Annotated in this window: 5 protein-coding genes and 2 pseudogenes; all 7 read left to right on the forward strand. The window is 73.2% G+C overall.

The window, feature by feature from the left end:
* Positions 1-164: 164 nt before the first annotated feature.
* Positions 165-941, forward strand: a complete 777-nt coding sequence (locus GXP76_RS10220; RefSeq protein WP_242571139.1) for a thioesterase II family protein — start codon at positions 165-167, stop codon at positions 939-941.
* Positions 942-980: 39 nt separating this feature from the next.
* Positions 981-2,015, forward strand: a complete 1,035-nt coding sequence (locus GXP76_RS10225) for a TauD/TfdA family dioxygenase (protein ID WP_242571140.1) — start codon at positions 981-983, stop codon at positions 2,013-2,015.
* 6 nt (positions 2,016-2,021) lie between these two features.
* Positions 2,022-3,896, forward strand: coding sequence for a non-ribosomal peptide synthetase (locus tag GXP76_RS10230; RefSeq protein ID WP_242571141.1), 1,875 nt, complete (start codon positions 2,022-2,024; stop codon positions 3,894-3,896).
* Between the two features lie 294 nt (positions 3,897-4,190).
* Positions 4,191-6,944: pseudogene (locus tag GXP76_RS10235) on the forward strand (condensation domain-containing protein); the annotation flags it as partial.
* 70 nt (positions 6,945-7,014) lie between these two features.
* Positions 7,015-7,593, forward strand: a pseudogene (locus GXP76_RS36000) (AMP-binding protein); the annotation flags it as partial.
* A 3-nt stretch (positions 7,594-7,596) separates the two neighbouring features.
* Positions 7,597-8,451, forward strand: a complete 855-nt coding sequence (locus GXP76_RS36005) for a phosphopantetheine-binding protein (RefSeq protein WP_374360473.1) — start codon at positions 7,597-7,599, stop codon at positions 8,449-8,451.
* A 758-nt stretch (positions 8,452-9,209) separates the two neighbouring features.
* Entirely contained in the window at positions 9,210-19,706 is a 10,497-nt protein-coding gene (locus GXP76_RS10245) for a non-ribosomal peptide synthetase (RefSeq protein ID WP_242571143.1), read from the forward strand.
* Position 19,707: the final 1 nt, after the last annotated feature.

Consider the following 19,707-nt stretch of genomic DNA (forward strand, 5'->3'; position numbering starts at 1 on the left):
TGCGGCGCCGCACCGAGGCGGGCGCGCTCCTGAGCGGTGACGGCGCGCGCGGCTGACGTACTACTTCGCTCATTTCCCTTTCTCGTGTCCCGCCCCTCTTTCCCGCTGCCCCTCCTTACCGCTGTCCCGCTGTCCCGCTGTCCTGAAGACGAACGGAGTGCAAGGTGATTCCCGATCCCGACGACGTGGTGTGGTCACTCGACGCCGCCGACGCCACCGAGATACGTACGTCCCTGCTGGTCCTCCCGCACGCCGGCGGCAACGCCCACGCCTACACGGAGTGGCGCGCGTTCCTGCCGTCCGACGTACGGCTGCTGATCGGCCAGTACCCCGGCCGCGGTGCCCGCTTCTCCGACCCGCTCCCCACCGACGTCGACGACCTGGTCGGTCCGATCGTAGAGAGCCTGCCGGCCGGAACCGACGACCTGGTGGTACTCGGACACAGCATGGGTTCGCTCGTCGCCTTCGAGGTGGCACGGGCCCTCACCCTGGCCGGCCGGGCGCCGCGCGCGCTCATCGCCTCGGCGTGCCGGGCGCCGTTCATCGCCAACCCGAGCACGGTCCACCCCGAACGGCTCACCGACGACGAGCTGGTCACGGCCATCAAGGCACGCGGAGGCACCGACGACGGCATTCTCGACGAGCCCGAGCTCCGCGAGATCATCATTCCGTCGATCCGCGCGGACTTCGCGATCGACGACGTCTACCGCTACACCGGACCCTCCCCCGCGCTGAGCTGCCCGGTGACCGCGATCGGCGGCACCGAGGACCCGGTCGTACCGCTCGACGCGCTCGCGCGATGGGCCGAGATCACCACCGGTCCGGCCACGTTCGAGTCCCTGCCGGGCGGCCACTTCTACTTCCAGCAGCAGTTGGAGCGCTTCTTCGGCCTCGTCAACTCCGTGGTCTCCGGCGCGCCCACCCCGCACGAATTCGCCTGACCCAGACCACCCGTCCACCCGATCAGAAGGAATCACGCGATGTCGCCCACGGCCACCGCCACCCCCGCCACCGCTCTCGACGTCAGCAGGGAAGCGGGCAAGCCCGCGGTCCTGCGGACCCCCTCGTTCGACGCGATCGACCCGGCGATCGACTGGCTCACCGATCAGCGGCCCGCGGTCAAGGACGAACTGCACCGCTCCGGAGCCCTGTTGATCCGCGGGCTGGGGGTGGGTGACGCGGCCGACTTCGGGCGGGTGCGCGACGTTCTCATGCCGCGCAGAGCCGGCTACAAGGAGAAGGCCACGCCGCGCACCGACTTCGGCGAGGGCGTGTTCTCGTCGACCGACCTGCCCGCCGTCCAGCCGATCCGGCTGCACAACGAGAACAGTTACACCCTCGACTTCCCCGGCACCCTGCTGTTCGGCTGCGTCACCGCTCCCTCGGAGGACGGCGCGACGACGGTCGGCGACATGCGCGCGGCGCTTCGCCTGCTGCCCGCGGATCTGCGCGACAGGTTCATGGCCAAGGGCTGGCTGCTGACCCGCAACTTCTCCGAACTGGCCGGGCTGCCCTGGCAGAAGAGCTTCGCCACCGAGGATCCCGCCGTGGCCGAGGCGTACTGCCGTGAGAACGCGATCGGCTACGAGTGGCTGCCGGACGGCGCGCTGCGCACCCGCCAGCGGCGCTCGGCGGTCGTCACCCACCCGGTCACGGGCGAGGAGTCGTGGTTCAACCACTTCGCGTTCTGGAACAACCGGACGCTGGACGCCGACGTCCGCGAGGTGCTGCTGGAGACGTACGGGGACGACGGGCTGCCGTTCGACACCTACCTCGGCGACGGCACCCGGCTGACGGCCGACGAGGTCGACGCGATCAACCGCGTCTACGACCAGGTCACCGTCCGCGAGACCTGGCAGCGCGGTGACGTGATGCTGGTCGACAACGTGCTCAACGCCCACGGCCGGGAGTCCTTCAAGGGTGACCGGAAGATCCTGGTGGCCATGGGCGACCCCATCACCCTGGACGCCTGCCGCCCCGCGACCGCGCCCTCGACGACCCCGTTCGGGGAGTGAGCGGCGATGACGACAGCACATGCCCACAGCGAGAACACGGGTCCGGCAGCCGCCGGAGGCACGGCGCGGGATCTGCTGGCCCGGCTCGCGGCCGTACCGGCCGACCGCCCCGCCGTGCTGGCCGGCGACCGGGAGCTGACCTTCGGTGAGCTGCGGGCCGAGGCGGGACGCGTCGCCAGGGTTCTGGCCAGGCGCGGTGTGGGCCCGGAGAGCGTGGTGGCGCTGAGCCTGCCTCGCGGCGCCGACCTGGTGGTGGCGCTGATCGGCACGCTCACCGCGGGGGCGGCCTATCTTCCGGTCGACCCGGCGCTGCCTGCGGAGCGCAGGAGGTATCTGGTCGAGGACTCGGCTGCCGATCTGCTGATCGTCGCGGACGGCGCAGAACCGTCCGACGGGCCGGCCGACGGGCCCGGTACGGTGGCTTTCGGTGAACTGACCTCACCCGTCGGCCCGTTGACGGACGGCGGCTTCGCCCCGGTCGCGGTCGACGCGCGGAGCCTGGCGTACGTCATCTACACCTCCGGCTCCACCGGGCTCCCCAAGGGCGTCGAGGTGAGCCGGGGCTCCGCGTCGGCGCTCCTGGCCGAGCTGGAGTCCGAGGGGATCGCCGCTCCCGGGCCGGGCAGGGTCGGCTGGAACGCGTCACCGTCCTTCGACGCGTCGGTGCAGCAGTGGGTACGCCTCTGCCGGGGCGACACCCTCGTCATGATCGACACGGAGACACGGTCCGACCCGGCGCTCCTCGCCGCACTGATCGGGGACCGGTCGCTGACCGATCTCGACATCACCCCGTCGCACGCCGAGCCGCTTCTGGAGCACCTCCCGCCCCGTGACCCGGCGGCCGGCGGCCCGCTCACCCTGCTCATCGGCGGCGAGGCGATCAGCCCCGACCTGTGGGGGCGCCTGGCGGGGCTGGTGGACGAGGGCGTGCTGCGCGCCGTCAATCTGTACGGCCCGACCGAGTGCACCGTGGACGCCACCGCCGGGTGGATCGCCGCCGGCGACGGCCCGCACATCGGCGCCGTCCTGCCCGGTCTGCGCATGCGGCTGCTGGACGACGAGCTGCGGCCGGTCGCGGACGGCGAGACCGGCGAGCTGTATCTGGCCGGTCCCCGGGTCGCCCGGGGTTACCGACGGCGCCCCGCCCTGACCGCCGAGCGGTTCGTGGCCGACATGTCGGCGGGCGGCTCGCGGATGTACCGGACCGGTGACCTGTGCCGCCGGCTGCCGGACGGCCGGCTCGCCTACCTCGGCCGTGCGGACGGCCAGGTCAAGGTGCGTGGTCACCGTGTGGAGCTGTACGAGATCGAGGCGGCCGTCTCCGGACACCCCGCCGTCGCCGAGGCCGCGGTGGTCCTGCGGGACGACGTCAACGGGACCGCCGGACTCGTCGCGTACTACCGCGCCTCACGGCCGGTGGCCGAGGCGGAGCTGCGCGAGCACCTGACGGCGACGCTGCCGGGCTACATGGTGCCGGCCGTCCTCATGGAGGTGGCGCGGTTCGCCACGACGCCCAGCGGCAAGCTGGACCGCGCCGCGCTCCCCGCCCCGGTGGCCGCGCCGCCCGTGGCCGGCCCGGCCGCTCCGGCCGGTGGCCCGGCGGCCGACGAACCGACCGGCCCCGTCGAGGAGTTGATCGCCCGGGTCTGGGCGCAGGTGCTCGACATGCCCCGGATCGGCGCCGACGACAACTTCTTCAAGCTGGGCGGTCACTCGCTCCTGGCGATCAAACTGGTCGCCGGGGTCCGCAGGGAGCTGGGGGTGAGCCTTCCGGTGAAGACCGTCTACGCGCACCCCCGGCTGCGTGACCTCGCCGGGCGGATCGAGTCGATGCTCGCCGCCCAGGAGGCCGAACGGCAGCCGGTGGGGGCGTCGGCCTGACCGGCGCCCGTCCGCCGGCGCGGCGCCGGCCCGGAGCCGGTGCCGGCCCGGAGCCGGTGCCGCGCCCACCCGGTCCCTTCCTCATGGGCAGGACCCGGGCCCTGAATGTCGCCGTGCGGCGCCGCTCCCCCGCGGGCCCCGTCCCGGTTCCACCGCTCCCGCTTCCGTCCCGCCGCGCGGGCTCCCGGCGCCGCCCGGACTCCGGGCAAGTCGGCGAGATCGCTCAACTCCCTTGAAATGTCTGGAGGAATGACTGTGCTCCCGTTGTCGTTCGCGCAGCGTCGGCTGTGGTTCATGAATCGCCTGGAAGGCGCGTCGGCGACCTACAACGTGCCGGTCGTGCTGCGGCTGGGCGGTGTGCCGGACCGGCACGCGCTGGCCGCGGCGGTGTCGGACGTGGTGCGGCGCCACGAGGTGCTGCGTACCGTGTTCCCCGCCGTGGACGGTGAGCCGTACCAGCACGTCCTCGGCGATCCCGGACCGGAGCCGGAGTGGGTGGAGTGCGCGCCCGGGGCCGTGGACGCCCTGGTGGACGCGTTCGCGCACGAGCCCTTCGACATCACGGCACAACGGCCGCTTCAGGTACGGCTGTTCGTGGATGGTGCCGGTGAGTCCGTGCTGGTGCTGCTGCTCCACCACGTGGCGACGGACGGCTGGTCGACCGGACCGCTGCTGCGGGACCTGTCGACCGCGTACGCGGCGAGGTCGGCGGGCGCGGCCCCGCAGTGGGAGCAACTGCCGGTGCAGTACGCCGACTACACGCTCTGGCAGCGCGACATGCTGGGCGACGCCGACGACCCGGCGAGTGTGATGGCCGAGCAACTGGCCTTCTGGCGCGAGGCGCTGGCCGGAGTGCCGCCGGTGCTGGAGCTGCCGACGGACCGGCCGCGGCCGGCGGAGCCGTCGGGCCGGGGGGACCTGGTGAAGGGCTGGATCGACGCCGGGACCCACGCCCGGCTGCTGGAACTCGCACGGTCGCGACGGGCGAGCCTGTTCATGGTGGCGCAGGCGGCCCTGGCGGGTCTGCTCGCGGAGGTGAGCGGGCGGGACGACATCGTCGTGGGCTCGGCAGTGGCGGGGCGCCCGGAGGAGGAACTCAACGACGTCGTCGGGTTCTTCGTCAACAGTCTGGTGCTGCGCACCGATGTGTCGGGCGATCCGGCCTTCACCGAACTCCTGGACCGGGTACGGGAGATAGGCCTCGCCGCGTACGCCCATGACGACCTGCCCTTCGACCTGCTGGTCGAACACCTCAACCCGGCCCGCTCCCTCTCCCACCACCCCTTCTTCCAGACGATGCTCACCCTCCAGAACGGCACCGATCCGGGCGTACGGCTCGGCGGCATCCCGGGCGCCGTCGAACCGGCCGGGCTGCGCACCGCCAAGTTCGACATCAACGTCTTCTGCACGGAGGTGTACGGCGACGGCGGGGAGCCCGGCGGTGTCGAGGTGTGGTTCCAGTACGCCACCGACCTGTTCGACGCACCGACCGCCACCCTGCTGCTCGGCTTCCTCACCCGGGCGCTCGACGCCGTCGCCACCGACCCGGCCACCCGCGTCACCGACGCCGTCGCCCTCACCGACGCCGAACGCCACCAACTGGCCGAACGGCGCGAACGGGTCGCGGACGCCGGGGCGCGGGCCGAGGACGGCGCGGGCGAACGGGCAGCGGGTGACGGGGATCCGCACGCCGGATCCCAGGGCGCAGCCGGGGCGGCACGCTCACCGCGCGAGGAGATCCTGTGCGGGCTCTTCGCCGCGGTGCTGGGCAGGGGGCGGATCGCTCCGGACGACAACTTCTTCCGCAACGGCGGGCATTCACTGCTCGGTGTGCGCCTGGTGAACCGCGTCAGATCCGTACTCGGCGTAGAACTCGGCATCCGTGACCTGTTCCTGGCCCCCACCCCGGCCGGGCTCGACCGGCGGCTGGACGAACTGGCCGGCGGGTCGGCGCGACCCGTTCTGGTTCCGGTGGAGCGCCCCGAGCGGGTGCCCATGTCGTTCGCGCAACGCAGGCTGTGGTTCGTCAACGAGCTGGAAGGACCCAGCCGTTCGTACAACATCCCGGTCGTGCTCCGGCTGGACGGACGACTGGACGCCACTGTGCTCGCGGACGCGCTTGCCGATGTCGCCGAGCGGCACGAGGTGCTGCGTACGGTGTGCGGTGTCGTGGACGGCGAGCCGTACCAGCGGATCCTGACCGGGGTCCGGCCGCCGCTGGACGTGGTGCACACCGACGAGGCAGGTCTGACCGGGGCCGTGGACGCGGCGACGGGCCAGATCTTCGACCTCGGCGCCGACGTCCCGCTGCGCGCGCGGCTCCTGGAGGTGGCCGACTCGGGCGCGCAGGTGCTGGTGGTGCTGGTGCACCACATCGCGGGCGACGGCTGGTCCCTGGAACCGCTGCTCGCCGACCTGTCGGCCGCCTACACCGCGCGGCTCGCCCGACAGGCTCCCGAATGGCGGCCGTTGCCCGTGCAGTACGCCGACTACGCGCTCTGGCAGCGCGAGGTGCTGGGCGAGGAGTCCGACCCGGAGAGTGTGCTCGCGCGACAGCTTCTCTTCTGGCGGGCCGCTCTGGACGGCGCCCCGCCGGTGCTGGAGCTGCCGGCCGCCCGCACCCGCCCGGCGGTCGCGAGCCACGAAGGCGCGCTGGTGCCGTTCGCGCTCGACGCGGACGCGCACGACGCTCTGGCCCGCATCGCCGGGGAGAGCGGCGCGACGCTCTTCATGGTCCTCCAGGCGGCGCTGGCGCTCACGCTGTCGAGGCTGGGGGCGGGGACCGATCTGCCGATCGGGACCGTCGAGGCCGGGCGCGGTGACGCGGCCCTGGACGACCTGGTGGGCTTCTTCGTGAACACCCTGGTCCTGCGGACGGATGTCTCGGGCGATCCCGCCTTCACCGAGCTGGTGGCCCGGGTCCGGGACACCGATCTGGCCGCGTACGCGCACCAGGACGTCCCCTTCGAACAGCTCGTGGAGCATCTGAGCCCGGACCGTTCCACCGCCCATCACCCGCTCGTCCAGGTCATGTTGCTCCTGCGGAGCGCGGGTGGCCCGGTCTGCCCACGTCGTCGTGCTGGACGCCGACGGCGTTCCCGTGACGGGGGGTTCGGCGATGGACGCCGGGTCCGACCCGGGTGCCCCGTCGCTCGCGGGCGACGCGTCGGAGGCGGCGTACGTCCTGCCGGGCACGCCCGCCGCGCTGTTCTCGCACCGCGCCGTCGTGGCCGCCGCGACGGACCGCGCGCTCCTGGGGCCGACGTCCTCCGGGGGCCGCCCGGAGACATGGCTCCAGCACGCACCCGTCACCTCGGAGCGGTTCGCCCTGGAGCTGTGGGGCCCGCTGCTGTCCGGCGCGGCCTGTGTGCTGTCGTCCGGGGGCAGCGGACGGCCCGAGGCGATCGCTTCGCTCGTCACCGGGCACGGCGTCACCGCCACGGCGCTGCCGGGCCGGGTGTTCGACGCGCTCGTGGACGACCATCCGGAGGCGTTCGCCCGGCTCGGCCTGGTGATCAGCTGCGAGGAGCCCCCCTCGTCCGGGCAACTGGTATACGCACAGGACCTGTTCGGGCAGGTGCGGATCGTGTACGGCCACGGCTCGTCGGGCAGCGTGTTCGGCCACGGCGGCACCGTGGGGAACGGCCCGGGGACCTTCGGCGAGGGACACCGCTACGTCCTGGACGGCAGACTGCGTCCGGTGCCCGTCGGTGTGCCGGGTGAGCTGTACGTCGCGGGTCCGCGAACCGCGGACGGTCTCCCGGGTCGGCCCGGGGTGTCGGCGGCGCACTTCACGGCCGATCCGTTCGGCCCCGCGGGCAGCCGGATGCACCGTACCGGCGAGTCCGCCGTCCGGACGGCGGACGGAACCCTGCACGTCCTCGGCCGTCGCCTGGACGAACCGCCGACGGTGCGTGGGCTGCGGGTCGGGCCCAGGGAGATCGAGACGGTGCTCACCCGGCATCCGTCGGTCCGGCGGGCCGCCGTACTTCTCCGGGAGGACGAGCCGGGCGAGCGCCGCCTGGTCGCCTATCTGGTGGCGGCGGGCGAAAGGGCGCCCGACGTGGCGGCGGTACGGGCGGCCACGGCCGAGACGCTGCCCGCGCACTGGGTTCCGGCGGAGTTCGTCGTACTCGACGCGCTTCCGCTGACGCGGGAGGGCCGGCTGGACGGACTCGCCCTGCCCGCTCCCGAGGACGTCCGGGGTTCGGAGGCCGAACTGCCGCGTGACGCACGGGAGGAGGTCCTGCACGGCCTGTTCGTCGAGATTCTCGGCGGCAGGCAGATCGGCAGGGACGACAACTTCTTCCGGGTGGGCGGCCATTCACTGCTCGCGGTACGGCTGGTGAACCGGATCCGCTCGGCGCTGGGCGCCGAACTGACCCTGCGCGACGTGTTCAATTCCCCGACCGTCGCCACTCTCGCGGAGCGACTGCCCGCGAACGGAGGCCCGGAGACCACGCCGTCCCCCCAGGAGAACCGCCCCACGCTGCGCCGCAGGACCCGGGCGGGCAGCCGCGTACACGACACGCCGGTCCCGGCGGGCCGACCGTAGGCCGGACCGAGCCGATGTCCGGGGCCGCTTCTCGTACCGGAGGTACGGGGGCGGCCCCACGTACTTGGCCTGCTGGCCGTGCCCCAGGGGCGCCGCCGCGACGCACCGTCAACTCCGGTCCGGCACCGCACTGTTCCTCGCTGTGCCGCGCCTACGGGAGCGAGGCTCCGCGAGAAACGCCGGATCGCGCGGCGGCCTGGCCGACCGCCCATACAGCCGACGCCCGCATGCACCGCCCGCGGACGAGAGCGAAGGCCGGGAGGCGACGCGACTCGCGCGCCCCGGCGAGGCGGACAGACCGCCGTGCCTGTGACGAGCAAAGGACTCGTGTAGGCCGACACCCACCTACCCCCCGCCGCCGAAAGCCCAAGACCGACAAGCAACGCTGCTCGCACGTGTCGTAACACCCGGGGCGGGCAGAGCGCTTCCGTACTGTCGTCGCCCACGCACCGCCCCTCGCCGCACCAACAGCGCGGACCAGGCACGGTTCGCTCCCCACCGTCCGGTCAGGTGGGTGCGGCGCGATTAGCACAGGTGCGTCCGCACCCGGCAGCTGTCGCCGTCGACCGCGGTTCGTGCGACGGCGCGCCGTGCCGCCCAATCTGCCTCAGGTACTGCCGATCGTGCGGCCTGCCCGTACCTAGCCTTCTGCCAGAAGGACGGCGGGCCCTGGACCGGGCGTTCCCGTCGGCCGTCGTCCCGGCCCCCTCCCCGGTGCCGGTCCCGTCCGACCAACGCCCCCGTAAGGAGGACGTCCGATGCGGTCAACCGACCTCGCGGTGCCCACCACCGAAGCCGAGCCGAACCGGGGTGTCCCGGAGCCGTCCGTGCTGCTGGACGGCGGTCCGCAGGCCGCTCCGGTGGTACCGGTGCTGGAGCTGATCGCTCTGCGGACGGCGGCCGATCCGCGGCGGACGGCTCTGGTGCACGGTGATGTCCGGCTGAGCTACGGCGAGTTGGCCGAGGCGGTCGAGGCGAGGGCCGCGCTGCTCCGGACGGCGGGCGCCGGCCCCGGGCGGCTCGTCGCGGTGTGCAGGCCGCGCGGTGTCGAGGCGATCGTGACCGTCCTGGCGGCCCTGCGCTCGGGTGCGGCCTATCTGCCTCTGGACCCGGACGCGCCCCCGGCGCGCAACACGGCGATCCTGGCGGACGCGTGCGACGGGGAGCCGCCGCACCCGGAGACGCTGCGCGCCGAGGGCGAGGCCGTGCTGCCGGGGGACGCGGCGGGTGCGGGGACCGCGTACGTGATCTACACCTCCGGGTCGACCGGCACGCCCAACGGGGTGCTCGTCGGCCAGGAGGCGCTGGCGCACTTCGTGGCCGGCGCGACGCAGCGGTACGGCATCGGCGCTGACGACCGGGTCCTCCAGTTCGCCCCGCTGCACTTCGACGCCAGCGTCGAGGAGATCTTCGTGACGCTGTGCGCGGGCGGCACCCTGGTGCTGCGCACCGACGACATGCTTGACGTACGGGGGATGCTGGCGGGCTGCGTGGCGCACGGTGTGACGGTTCTCGATCTGCCGACGGCGTACTGGCACGAGCTGGCGTACGCCGTGGCCGCCGGTGTGGCGGAGCTGCCGGCCACCCTGCGTACGGTGATCATCGGCGGCGAGGCGGCGCTTCCGGAGCGCGTGGCGCGCTGGCGGCGCGCGGTGGGCTCGCGGGTGCGGCTGCTCAACACGTACGGGCCGACCGAGGCGACCGTCGTCGCCACCGTCGCGGATCTGACCGAGGGCCCTGCCGACGGCACTTCGGAGGCCGACGGGGTACCGATCGGACTGCCGCTGCCGGGGGTCGGGGCCGCCCTGGTCGACGGTGAACTGTGGCTGCTGGGCGGCGGGTTGGCCCGGGGTTATCTCGACAGGCCGGAGCTGACGGCCCGTCGCTTCACCCGACTCGGCGGCGAACCGGCCTACCGTACCGGCGATGTGGTGCGCCTCGGCTCCGACGGCCAGTTGGTGCACGTGTCCCGGGTGGACGACGAGGTCAAGATCAGCGGGCATCGGATCGACCCCGCGGCGGTGGAGTCGGTGCTGCTGGGCCTTCCGGAGGTCCGGGCCGCCGCCGTGGTGGCCCAGGAGTCGCCGGACGGTACGAAGCGGCTGGCGGCGTATGTCGTCGCGGACGGTCGTCCGACGCCGGCCGGGATACGCGAGGCTCTCGCGGAGCAGCTGCCGCCGCCGGCGGTGCCGGGTGTGATCAGTCTGATCGAGTCGCTGCCGAGAACCAGCACCGGTAAGATCGATCGGTCGCTGCTGCGGGCGATGCGACCGTCCCGGGAGCAGCCGGTCCGCCCCGAGGAGGCGGCGCCTGAGCACGAACACCCTGCGGCGGAGGACCGGGTTCCGCTGTCCTTCGCGCAGCGGCGGCTGTGGTTCCTCAACCGGCTTGAGGGCCCTTCGGCGACGTACAACGTGCCCCTCGTGCTGCGGCTGGCCGGTGTCCCGCGACGGGACGCGCTGGCGGCGGCGGTCGATGACGTGATCGAGCGCCACGAGGTGCTGCGGACGGTGTTCCCCGCCGTGGACGGCGAGCCGTACCAGTGGGTGCGCGACCGTGCGGGCGGTGCGTTCGCGGTCGTCGAGTGCGCGCCGGGTACGGGCGACGCGGCCGTGGCGGCCTTCACCGGCGAGGCGTTCGATGTCCCGGCCGATGTCCCCGTGCGGGTACGGCTGTTCGTGACGGGCCCCGGTGAGTCGGTGCTGGTGCTGCTGCTCCACCACGTGGCGACGGACGGCTGGTCGATGGGCCCGCTGCTGCGGGATCTGACAGCGGCGTACGAGGCGAGGTCGGCGGGCGCGGCCCCGGTGTGGGAGCAACTGCCGGTGCAGTACGCCGACTACACGCTCTGGCAGCGCGACATGCTGGGTGACGCGGACGACCCGACAAGCGTGATGGCCCGTCAGATCGGTTTCTGGCGGACGGCGCTCGCGGGTCTGCCCGGGGTGCTGGACCTGCCGGCCGACCGGCCGCGACCTGCGGAGCCGTCGTACCGGGGCGAGACCGTGACCGTCCGGCTCGGCGCCGAGACGCATCTGCGGCTGCGGGAGCTGGCCGCCGGGCAGGGCGCGAGCCTGTTCATGGTGCTGCGTGCGGCGCTGGCGGCGGCCCTGTCCGGGGCCGGCGCGGGTGACGACATCGCGATCGGTACACCGGTGGCGGGGCGCCCGGACGAGGCGCTGCACGATCTGGTCGGATTCTTCGTCAACACCCTCGTCCTGCGCACGGACGTGTCGGGCGATCCGGCCTTCACCGAACTCCTGGACCGGGTACGGGAGACGGACCTCGCGGCCTACGCCCATGACGACCTGCCCTTCGACCTGCTGGTCGAACACCTCAACCCGGCCCGCTCCCTCTCCCACCACCCCTTCTTCCAGACGATGCTCACCCTCCAGAACGACGCCGATCCCGGCATCCCCCTGGGCGATGTCCCGGGCACGATCGAGCCGGCCGGGCTGGAGACGGCGAAGTTCGATCTGAGTGTGTCCTGTGTCGAGACGCTGGACGGCGCGGGCGACGCGGCCGGGATCGAGGTGTGGTTCCAGTACGCCACCGACCTGTTCGACGAGCCGACCGCCACCCTGCTGCTGGACTTCTTCACCCGGGCGCTCGACGCCGTCGCCGCCGACCCGGCCACCCGCGTCACCGACGCCGTCGCCCTCACCGACGCCGAACGCCACCAACTGGCCGAACGGCGCGAGCGGGTCGCGGACGAGCGGAGCCGGGACACCGGGTTCGCCGCGGCGTCGGGTGGTACCGCGCGCGGCGGGCTCTCACCGCGCGCGGAGATCCTGTGCGGGCTCTTCGCCGAGGTGCTCGGCCTTCCGTCGGTGGGGGGCGACGAGAACTTCTTCGATCTCGGCGGGCATTCACTGCTGGGCGTGCGTCTGGTGAACCGGGTGCGGTCGGTGCTCGGTGCCGATCTCGGGATCCGCGATCTGTTCCTGGCTCCGACGGTGGCCGGTCTCGACCGGCGGCTTGACGAACTGGCGGGTGTCGGGGCGCGTCCCGCGCCCGCGCCGGCCGAGCGGCCGGAGCGGATTCCGCTCTCCTTCGCGCAGCAGCGGCTGTGGTTCGTCAACGAGCTGGACGGGCCGAGCCGTTCGTACAACATCCCGGTCGTGCTCCGCCTGGACGAACCCCTGGACGCCGCTGTGCTCGCGGACGCGCTGGCCGACGTCGCCGAGCGGCACGAGGTCCTGCGCACGGTCTACGGCGCGGTGGACGGGGAGCCGTACCAGCGGATCCTGACGGGGGTCCGGCCGTCCCTGGAGGTGGTGGGCACCACCGATGAACGGCTGGCGGCCTCGATCGACGACGCGGTGGGACACGTGTTCGATCTCGGTGCCGAACTGCCCTTGCGGGCCTGGCTGTTGGACATACAGGACTCGGGCGCCCAAGTGCTGGTGGTGCTGGTGCACCACATCGCGGGCGACGGCTGGTCGATGGAGCCGCTGCTGGCGGACCTGTCGGCCGCGTACACGGCGCGCCTCGCCCGACAGGTCCCCGAGTGGCGGCCGTTGCCGGTGCAGTACGCCGACTACGCGCTCTGGCAGCGCGACACGATGGGCGACGCGGCGGACGCCGGGAGCCCGCTCGCCCGCCAACTGGGTTTCTGGTCGGAGGCGTTGAAGGGGCTTCCGCCCGTTCTCGACCTGCCGGCCGACCGGCCGCGGCCGGCGGTCGCCACGCACGGCGGCTCCGTGGTGCCGTTCTCGGTCGACGGCCCGACCCACCAGAGGCTCGCCAGGCTCGCGGCGGCGCAGGGTTCGACGCTCTTCATGGTCCTCCAGTCGGCACTGGCGCTGGCGCTGGCGCGGCTGGGCGCCGGAACCGACATACCGGTCGGCACGGTCGTCGCGGGCCGCGGCGACGAGGCTCTGGACGATCTGGTCGGATTCTTCGTCAACACCCTCGTCCTGCGCACCGACGTCTCCGGCAACCCCGCCTTCACCAACCTCCTCACCCGGGTCCGCGACACCGACCTCGCCGCCTACGCCCACCAGGACCTCCCCTTCGAGCAGTTGGTGGAACACCTCAACCCGGACCGCTCCACCGCCCACCACCCCCTGGTCCAGGTCATGTTGCTGCTCCAGAACGGTGTGGGGGCGACAGGGACGGCGGAGGGGGACGCGGCGATGACGCGCTCGCCGCTGGCCGGCACGGACGTCGCGTTCGACACGGGGCTGACGAAGTTCGACCTGACGCTGACGGTGACCGAGCGGCGCGACGACGACGGAACGCCCCGTGGTCTGGAGGGTTTCGTGGAGTACGCCACGGACCTGTTCGAGCCGGAGACGGCCGCGCTCGTCTCCACGCGCCTCACCCGTCTGCTGGAGACGGTGGCGGCCGATCCGGGGCTCCCGGTGGACGACATCGACCTGCTCACGGCCGATGAACACCGCCTGCTGGTCACGGAGTACAACGACACCGAGGGTGTTCCCCTCCCGCGCGGAGCGGTGCACGAGCTGTTCGAGGCCCAGGCCCGGCGCACCCCCGACGCCGTCGCCCTCGTCCAGGACGACGGCGAGATGACGTACGCCGAACTCGACCGCCGCGCCAATCTCCTCGCCCACCGCCTCATCGCCGCCGGGACCGCACCGCAGGGCACCGTCGCTGTCCTCATGGACCACGGCCCGGACCTGATCGTCGCCCTGCTCGCGGTGCTGAAGACCGGCGCGGCCTATGTGCCGGTCGACGGGCGCTCTCCCGCCGACCGGGTGCGGCTCGTCATGGCGGAGGTCGGTGCGCGGCTGCTGCTGGTCGGCTCGGCCACCGCGGACAGCGACGTCACGGTCGCCGAGCGGGCCGCGGGCACGGCGGTCCTGCGTGCCGACAGCCCCGCCCCGGCCGGCACGCCCGACACCGCACCCGGCGTACCGACCGGCCAACAGGCCCTGATGTACATCATGTTCACCTCCGGCTCCACCGGCCGCCCCAAGGGCGTCGGGGTGACCCACCGCAATGTCGCCCGGCTCGCCGTGGACCGGTTCTGGGACCACGAGGTCCAGCGCCGGGTGCTGGTGCACTCGCCGTACGGTTTCGACGCGTCGACGTACGAGATCTGGGTGCCGCTGCTGGCCGGCGGCACGCTGGTCACGGCCGGCGGGGACGGCGCCGACGTGCGGTCCCTGAGCCGGGCGATCGAGCGGCACGGGGTCACCGCGACGTTCCTGACGGTCGGTCTCTTCCATCTGATGGCCGAGGAGGCGCCGGACACGCTGGCGCTGCTGCGCGAGGTGGGTACCGGTGGTGACGTGGTGTCGGCGGCGGCGGTGCGCGCGGTGCTCGCGCACTGCCCGGACACGGCCGTGACCCATGTGTACGGCCCGACCGAGACGACGTTCGCCTCGCATCTGCACCGGTACGACCGCTCCGGCGGCCTGCCGGAGACCCTGTCTCTCGGCCGTCCGCTCGACGACACGCGGGCCTATGTCCTCGACGGCCGGCTGCACCCGGTGCCGCTGGGTACCAGCGGCGAGCTGTACATCGCCGGTGACCATGTGGCCCGGGGGTACGTCGGCCGGCCGGAGCTGACGGCGGACCGGTTCGTTCCCGACCCGTTCGGGGCGGACGGCGGCCGGATGTACCGGACCGGGGACCTGGTGGCGTGGACGACGGACGGTGAGCTGCGGTTCGTCGGCCGGGCGGACAACCAGGTCAAGATCCGAGGCTTCCGCATCGAACCCGGCGAGGTCGAGGCGGTCCTCGCCCGGGACCCGTCCGTGGGAAGGGTCGCCGTGGTCGTGCGCGACGACGCGCCGGGCGGGAAGCGGCTGGTCGCCTATGTGGTGCCCCGGCCTGGCCTGAGCGTGGACGAGGCGGGGCTGCGCGCCGCGACGGCGCGGAGTCTGCCCGGCTATCTGGTGCCCTCGGCCGTGGTGACGCTCGACGCCCTGCCGATGACGGTCAACGGGAAGCTCGACCGGCGGGCCCTGCCCGCGCCGGAACCCCGGCACACCGCGCAGGGCCGCGCGCCGCGCACGCTCCGGGAGGAGATCCTGTGCGGGCTCTTCGCCGAAGTGCTCGGTCTCGGCCGGGTCGGGGCGGACGAGAACTTCTTCGACCTCGGCGGGCACTCCCTGCTGGCGACCCGGCTCATCAACCGGGTGCGGGCGGCGCTGGGCGTGGAGGTGGCGATCCGGGACCTGTTCCAGGCACCGACGGTGGCCGGGCTGGCGGAGCGCGTCGACGCGAGGGCCGGGGCGCCGGTCCGGGCGCCGCTGGTACCCCGGTCGCGGCCGGAGCGGATCCCGCTGTCGTTCGCGCAGCGCCGGCTCTGGTTCATCAACGAACTCGACGGGCCGAGCCAGGCGTACAACATCCCCGTCGTGCTGCGGCTCGACGAGCCGCTGGACGCCACCGCGCTGGCGGCGGCGCTGGCGGACGTCGGGGCACGGCACGAGGTGCTGCGGACGGTCTACGGCGCGGTGGACGGGGAGCCGTACCAGCGGATCCTGGCCGACGCCCGCCCCGAGCTGCGCGTGATACGCGTGCCCCGTGCGGAGTTGGCGGCCACCGTCGACGCCGCGGCCGGGCACGTGTTCGACCTGAGTGCCGAACTGCCGCTGCGGGCGGCCCTGGTGGAGTCCGAAGAGGACGACGCGAACGAGGAGGGCGCCGGTCAGTATCTGGTGATCGTCCTGCACCACATCGCCGGCGACGGCTGGTCGATGGGCCCGCTGATGGCGGACCTCTGGACCGCGTACGGCGCGCGGCTCGCCCAACAGGCCCCCGAATGGCGGCCGTTGCCGGTGCAGTACGCCGACTACACGCTCTGGCAGCGCGACACGATGGGCGAGGCGGCGGACACCGACGGCGCGGAGGGGCCCCGGGAGCGTCTTCTGGCGTACTGGAGCGACGCGCTGGACGGCGCCCCGCCGGTCCTGGAGCTGCCGGCCGACCGGCCGAGGCCGGCCGTCGCCACGCACCGGGGCGCCTCGGTGCCCGTCACGCTGTCCGGTCCGGAGCACGACGGGCTGGCCCGGCTCGCCGCCGAGAACGGGACGACGCTCTTCATGGTCCTCCAGTCGGCACTGGCGCTGACACTGTCACGGCTGGGCGCCGGAACCGACATACCGGTCGGCACCGTCGTCGCGGGCCGCGGCGACGAGGCCCTGGACGACCTGGTCGGATTCTTCGTCAACACCCTCGTCCTGCGCACCGACGTCTCCGGCAACCCCGCCTTCACCGACCTCCTCACCCGCGTACGCGACACCGACCTCGCCGCCTACGCCCACCAGGACCTCCCCTTCGAGCAGTTGGTGGAACACCTCAACCCGACCCGTTCCACCGCCCACCACCCGCTCATCCAGATCATGCTGCTGCTCCAGAACGGCATGGGGCCGGCCGGTGGCGGTTCCGTGCCGGGCGCGACGGAGGTGGCGTACGACACGGGACTCGCGAAGTTCGACCTGACGCTCTCCCTGACCGAGCGGCACGGTGCGGACGGCGCCCCTCAGGGGCTGTACGGATATCTCGAGTACGCCACGGATCTGTTCGACGCACAGACCGCGGCGCTCGTCGCCACGCGTCTGAGCCTGCTGCTGCGGGCGGTGACGGCCGATCCCGGGCGTCCCGTGGACGACATCGACCTGCTCACCGCCGAGGACCACCGGCTGCTCCTGACCGAGTACAACGACACCGCCACCGCCGGCCCCCTTCCGCACGGCACGGTCCACGAGCTGTTCGAGGCCCAGGCCCGGCGCACCCCCGACGCCGTCGCCGTCAGCCACGACGGTGGCGAGATGACGTACGCCGAACTCGACCGCCGCGCCAATCTCCTCGCCCACCGGCTCATCGCCGCCGGGACCGCACCGCAGGGCACCGTCGGTGTCCTCATGGACCACGGCCCGGACCTGATCGTCGCCGTCCTGGCCGTTCTGAAGGCGGGCGCCGCGTACGTACCCGTCGGCGGCGCTCTGTCGGCCGCGCGAGTCCGCGTGATCATGGAGGAGTCGGGGGCGACGGTCCTGCTGACCGACGCGGAACGGGCGGACGCGGGGATCGCGGCCGGGGAACGCGCCGCGGGGACGGCGGTGTTGCGGGCCGACGGTCCGGCCCCGGCCGGCACGCCCGACACGGCACCCGCCGTGCCGACCGGCCAACAGGCCCTGATGTACGTCATGTTCACCTCCGGCTCCACCGGCCGCCCCAAGGCCGTGGGCGTCACCCACCGCAATGTCGCGCGGCTCGCGGCCGACCGGTGCTGGGACCGGGAGACGCATCGCAGCATGCTCGTCCACTCGGCCTTCGGGTTCGACGCCTCGACCTACGAGATCTGGGTGCCGCTGCTGGCCGGGGCACGGCTCGTCATCGGGACCGGTGACGGCACCGATCTCCCCGCGCTGAGGCGGACCGTGGAGCGGCACGGCGTGAGCGCCGCGTACTTCACCGTCGGGCTGTTCCACCTGCTGGCCGACGAGGCACTGGACACGCTCGGGCTGCTGCGCGAGGTGTGGACGGGCGGCGACGTCCTGTCGCCGGACGCCGTTCGGCGGGTCCTCGCGCACTGCCCGGACACCGTGCTGGTCCACTCCTACGGGCCGACGGAGGCCACGTTCGGCACGCACCACCAGCGCTTCGGGCTCGACGAGCGGGAGCTCGATCTGGTGCATCTGGGCGGGCTGATGGACAACACCCGGGCCTACGTGCTGGATCACCGGCTGCGTCCGGTGCCGCGCGGCGGCACGGGTGAGCTGTACCTGGGCGGCTCCCATCTCGCGCGCGGCTATCTGGGACGCCCCGCCCTGACGGCCGAGCGGTTCGTCGCCGACCCGTTCGGCCCGGCCGGTGAACGCCTCTACCGCACCGGCGACCTGGTGAGCTGGACGACCGGCGGGCGGCTGCGTTTCGCCGGCCGGGCCGACGACCAGGTCAAGATCCGCGGCTTCCGCATCGAACCCGGCGAGGCCGAGGCCGCGGTGGCCCGGCACCCGTCCGTCGGCCGCGCCGCCGTCGTGGTCCGCGAGGACCGCCCCGGCGACAGACGGCTCGTCGCCTACGTGGTCCCCCGCTCCTCACCGGTGGACGAGGGGGCGCTGCGGTCCTGGCTGGCCGAGACCCTGCCCGAGTACCTGGTCCCCTCGGCCGTCGTGGTCCTCGACTCGCTGCCGCTCACCCCGAACGGGAAGCTCGACCGGGCCGCGCTGCCGGCCCCGGTTCGCGACGGCGCCCGGTCCGGGCGCGGGCCGCGCAACCCCCGCGAGGAGGTGCTGTGCGGGCTGTTCGCCGAGATCCTGGGTGTGACGGGCGTCGGGATCGACGACAACTTCTTCGATCTGGGCGGTCATTCACTGCTGGCGGTACGGCTGATGAGCCGTGTCCGGTCGGTGCTGGGCGTGGAGCGTTCCGTACGGGACCTGTTCCGCTCCCCCACCGTGGCTGGTCTGCTCGGTGACGAGACGGAGAGCGACGCCCTGGGGGTGCTGCTGCCCCTGCGCGCGGAGGGCGGCGGGCGACCGCTGTTCTGCGTCCATCCGGGAGCCGGCATGGGCTGGGCGTACGCGGGCCTCACCGCGCATCTGGGCGACTCCCAGCCGGTGTACGCCCTCCAGACGAGGGCGCTGACCCGGCCGGACTACCGGGCGTCGAGCGTCGAGGAGCTGGCCGAGGACTATCTGGAGCAGATCCGGCGGGTCCAGCCGTGGGGACCGTACCGGCTGCTCGGCTGGTCCTTCGGCGGTGTCGTCGCCCATGCCGTCGCGACCCGGCTCCAGGCGGCCGGCGAGGAGGTGGAGTTGCTCGCGCTGATGGACGCCTACCCGGTGCCGCCCGAGGAGGCGGCGGATCCGATGACGGACCGGGAGACCGTCGAGATGCTGGTGGGGCCGGCCGCCGAGGAGGCCGGGCGTCCGGACCCGCTGCCGGACGCCTTCTTCGCCCGGTTCGACACGGCCGCCGTGGTGGAGGTGCTGCGGCGCCGGGACCCGGTGCTCGCGGGCTTCGCCGAGGCGGAGGTCGCGGCGCTGGTCGGCGCCGCCGTGAACCACGCCGCCCTCATGCGGGCCTATCGGCCCGGCGTGTTCACCGGTGACCCGTTGCTGTTCACCGCGGCCGAGGGGCGGGGCCCCGATTCACCGTCCGCCGGTCTGTGGGACCCCTACACCGACGGAGAGACGCAGCGCCACGACATCAATTCCACCCATCTCCGCATGACCGAACCAGAACCGCTCGCGCACATCGGCCGAATTCTTCGGCAACGACTGTCGGATCCGCAGGTAATTGACCTCGGCCTCAACGAGACAAGGAACTGAG

Source organism: Streptomyces sp. NP-1717 (assembly GCF_022695985.1).
Lineage (GTDB): Bacteria > Actinomycetota > Actinomycetes > Streptomycetales > Streptomycetaceae > Streptomyces.

Coding starts and splice junctions, on each gene's coding strand:
- GXP76_RS10225 (WP_242571140.1), top strand. CDS start 981: ATGTCGCCCACGGCCACCGCCACCCCCGCCACCGCTCTCGACGTCAGC.
- GXP76_RS10230 (WP_242571141.1), top strand. CDS start 2,022: ATGACGACAGCACATGCCCACAGCGAGAACACGGGTCCGGCAGCCGCC.
- GXP76_RS10245 (WP_242571143.1), top strand. CDS start 9,210: ATGCGGTCAACCGACCTCGCGGTGCCCACCACCGAAGCCGAGCCGAAC.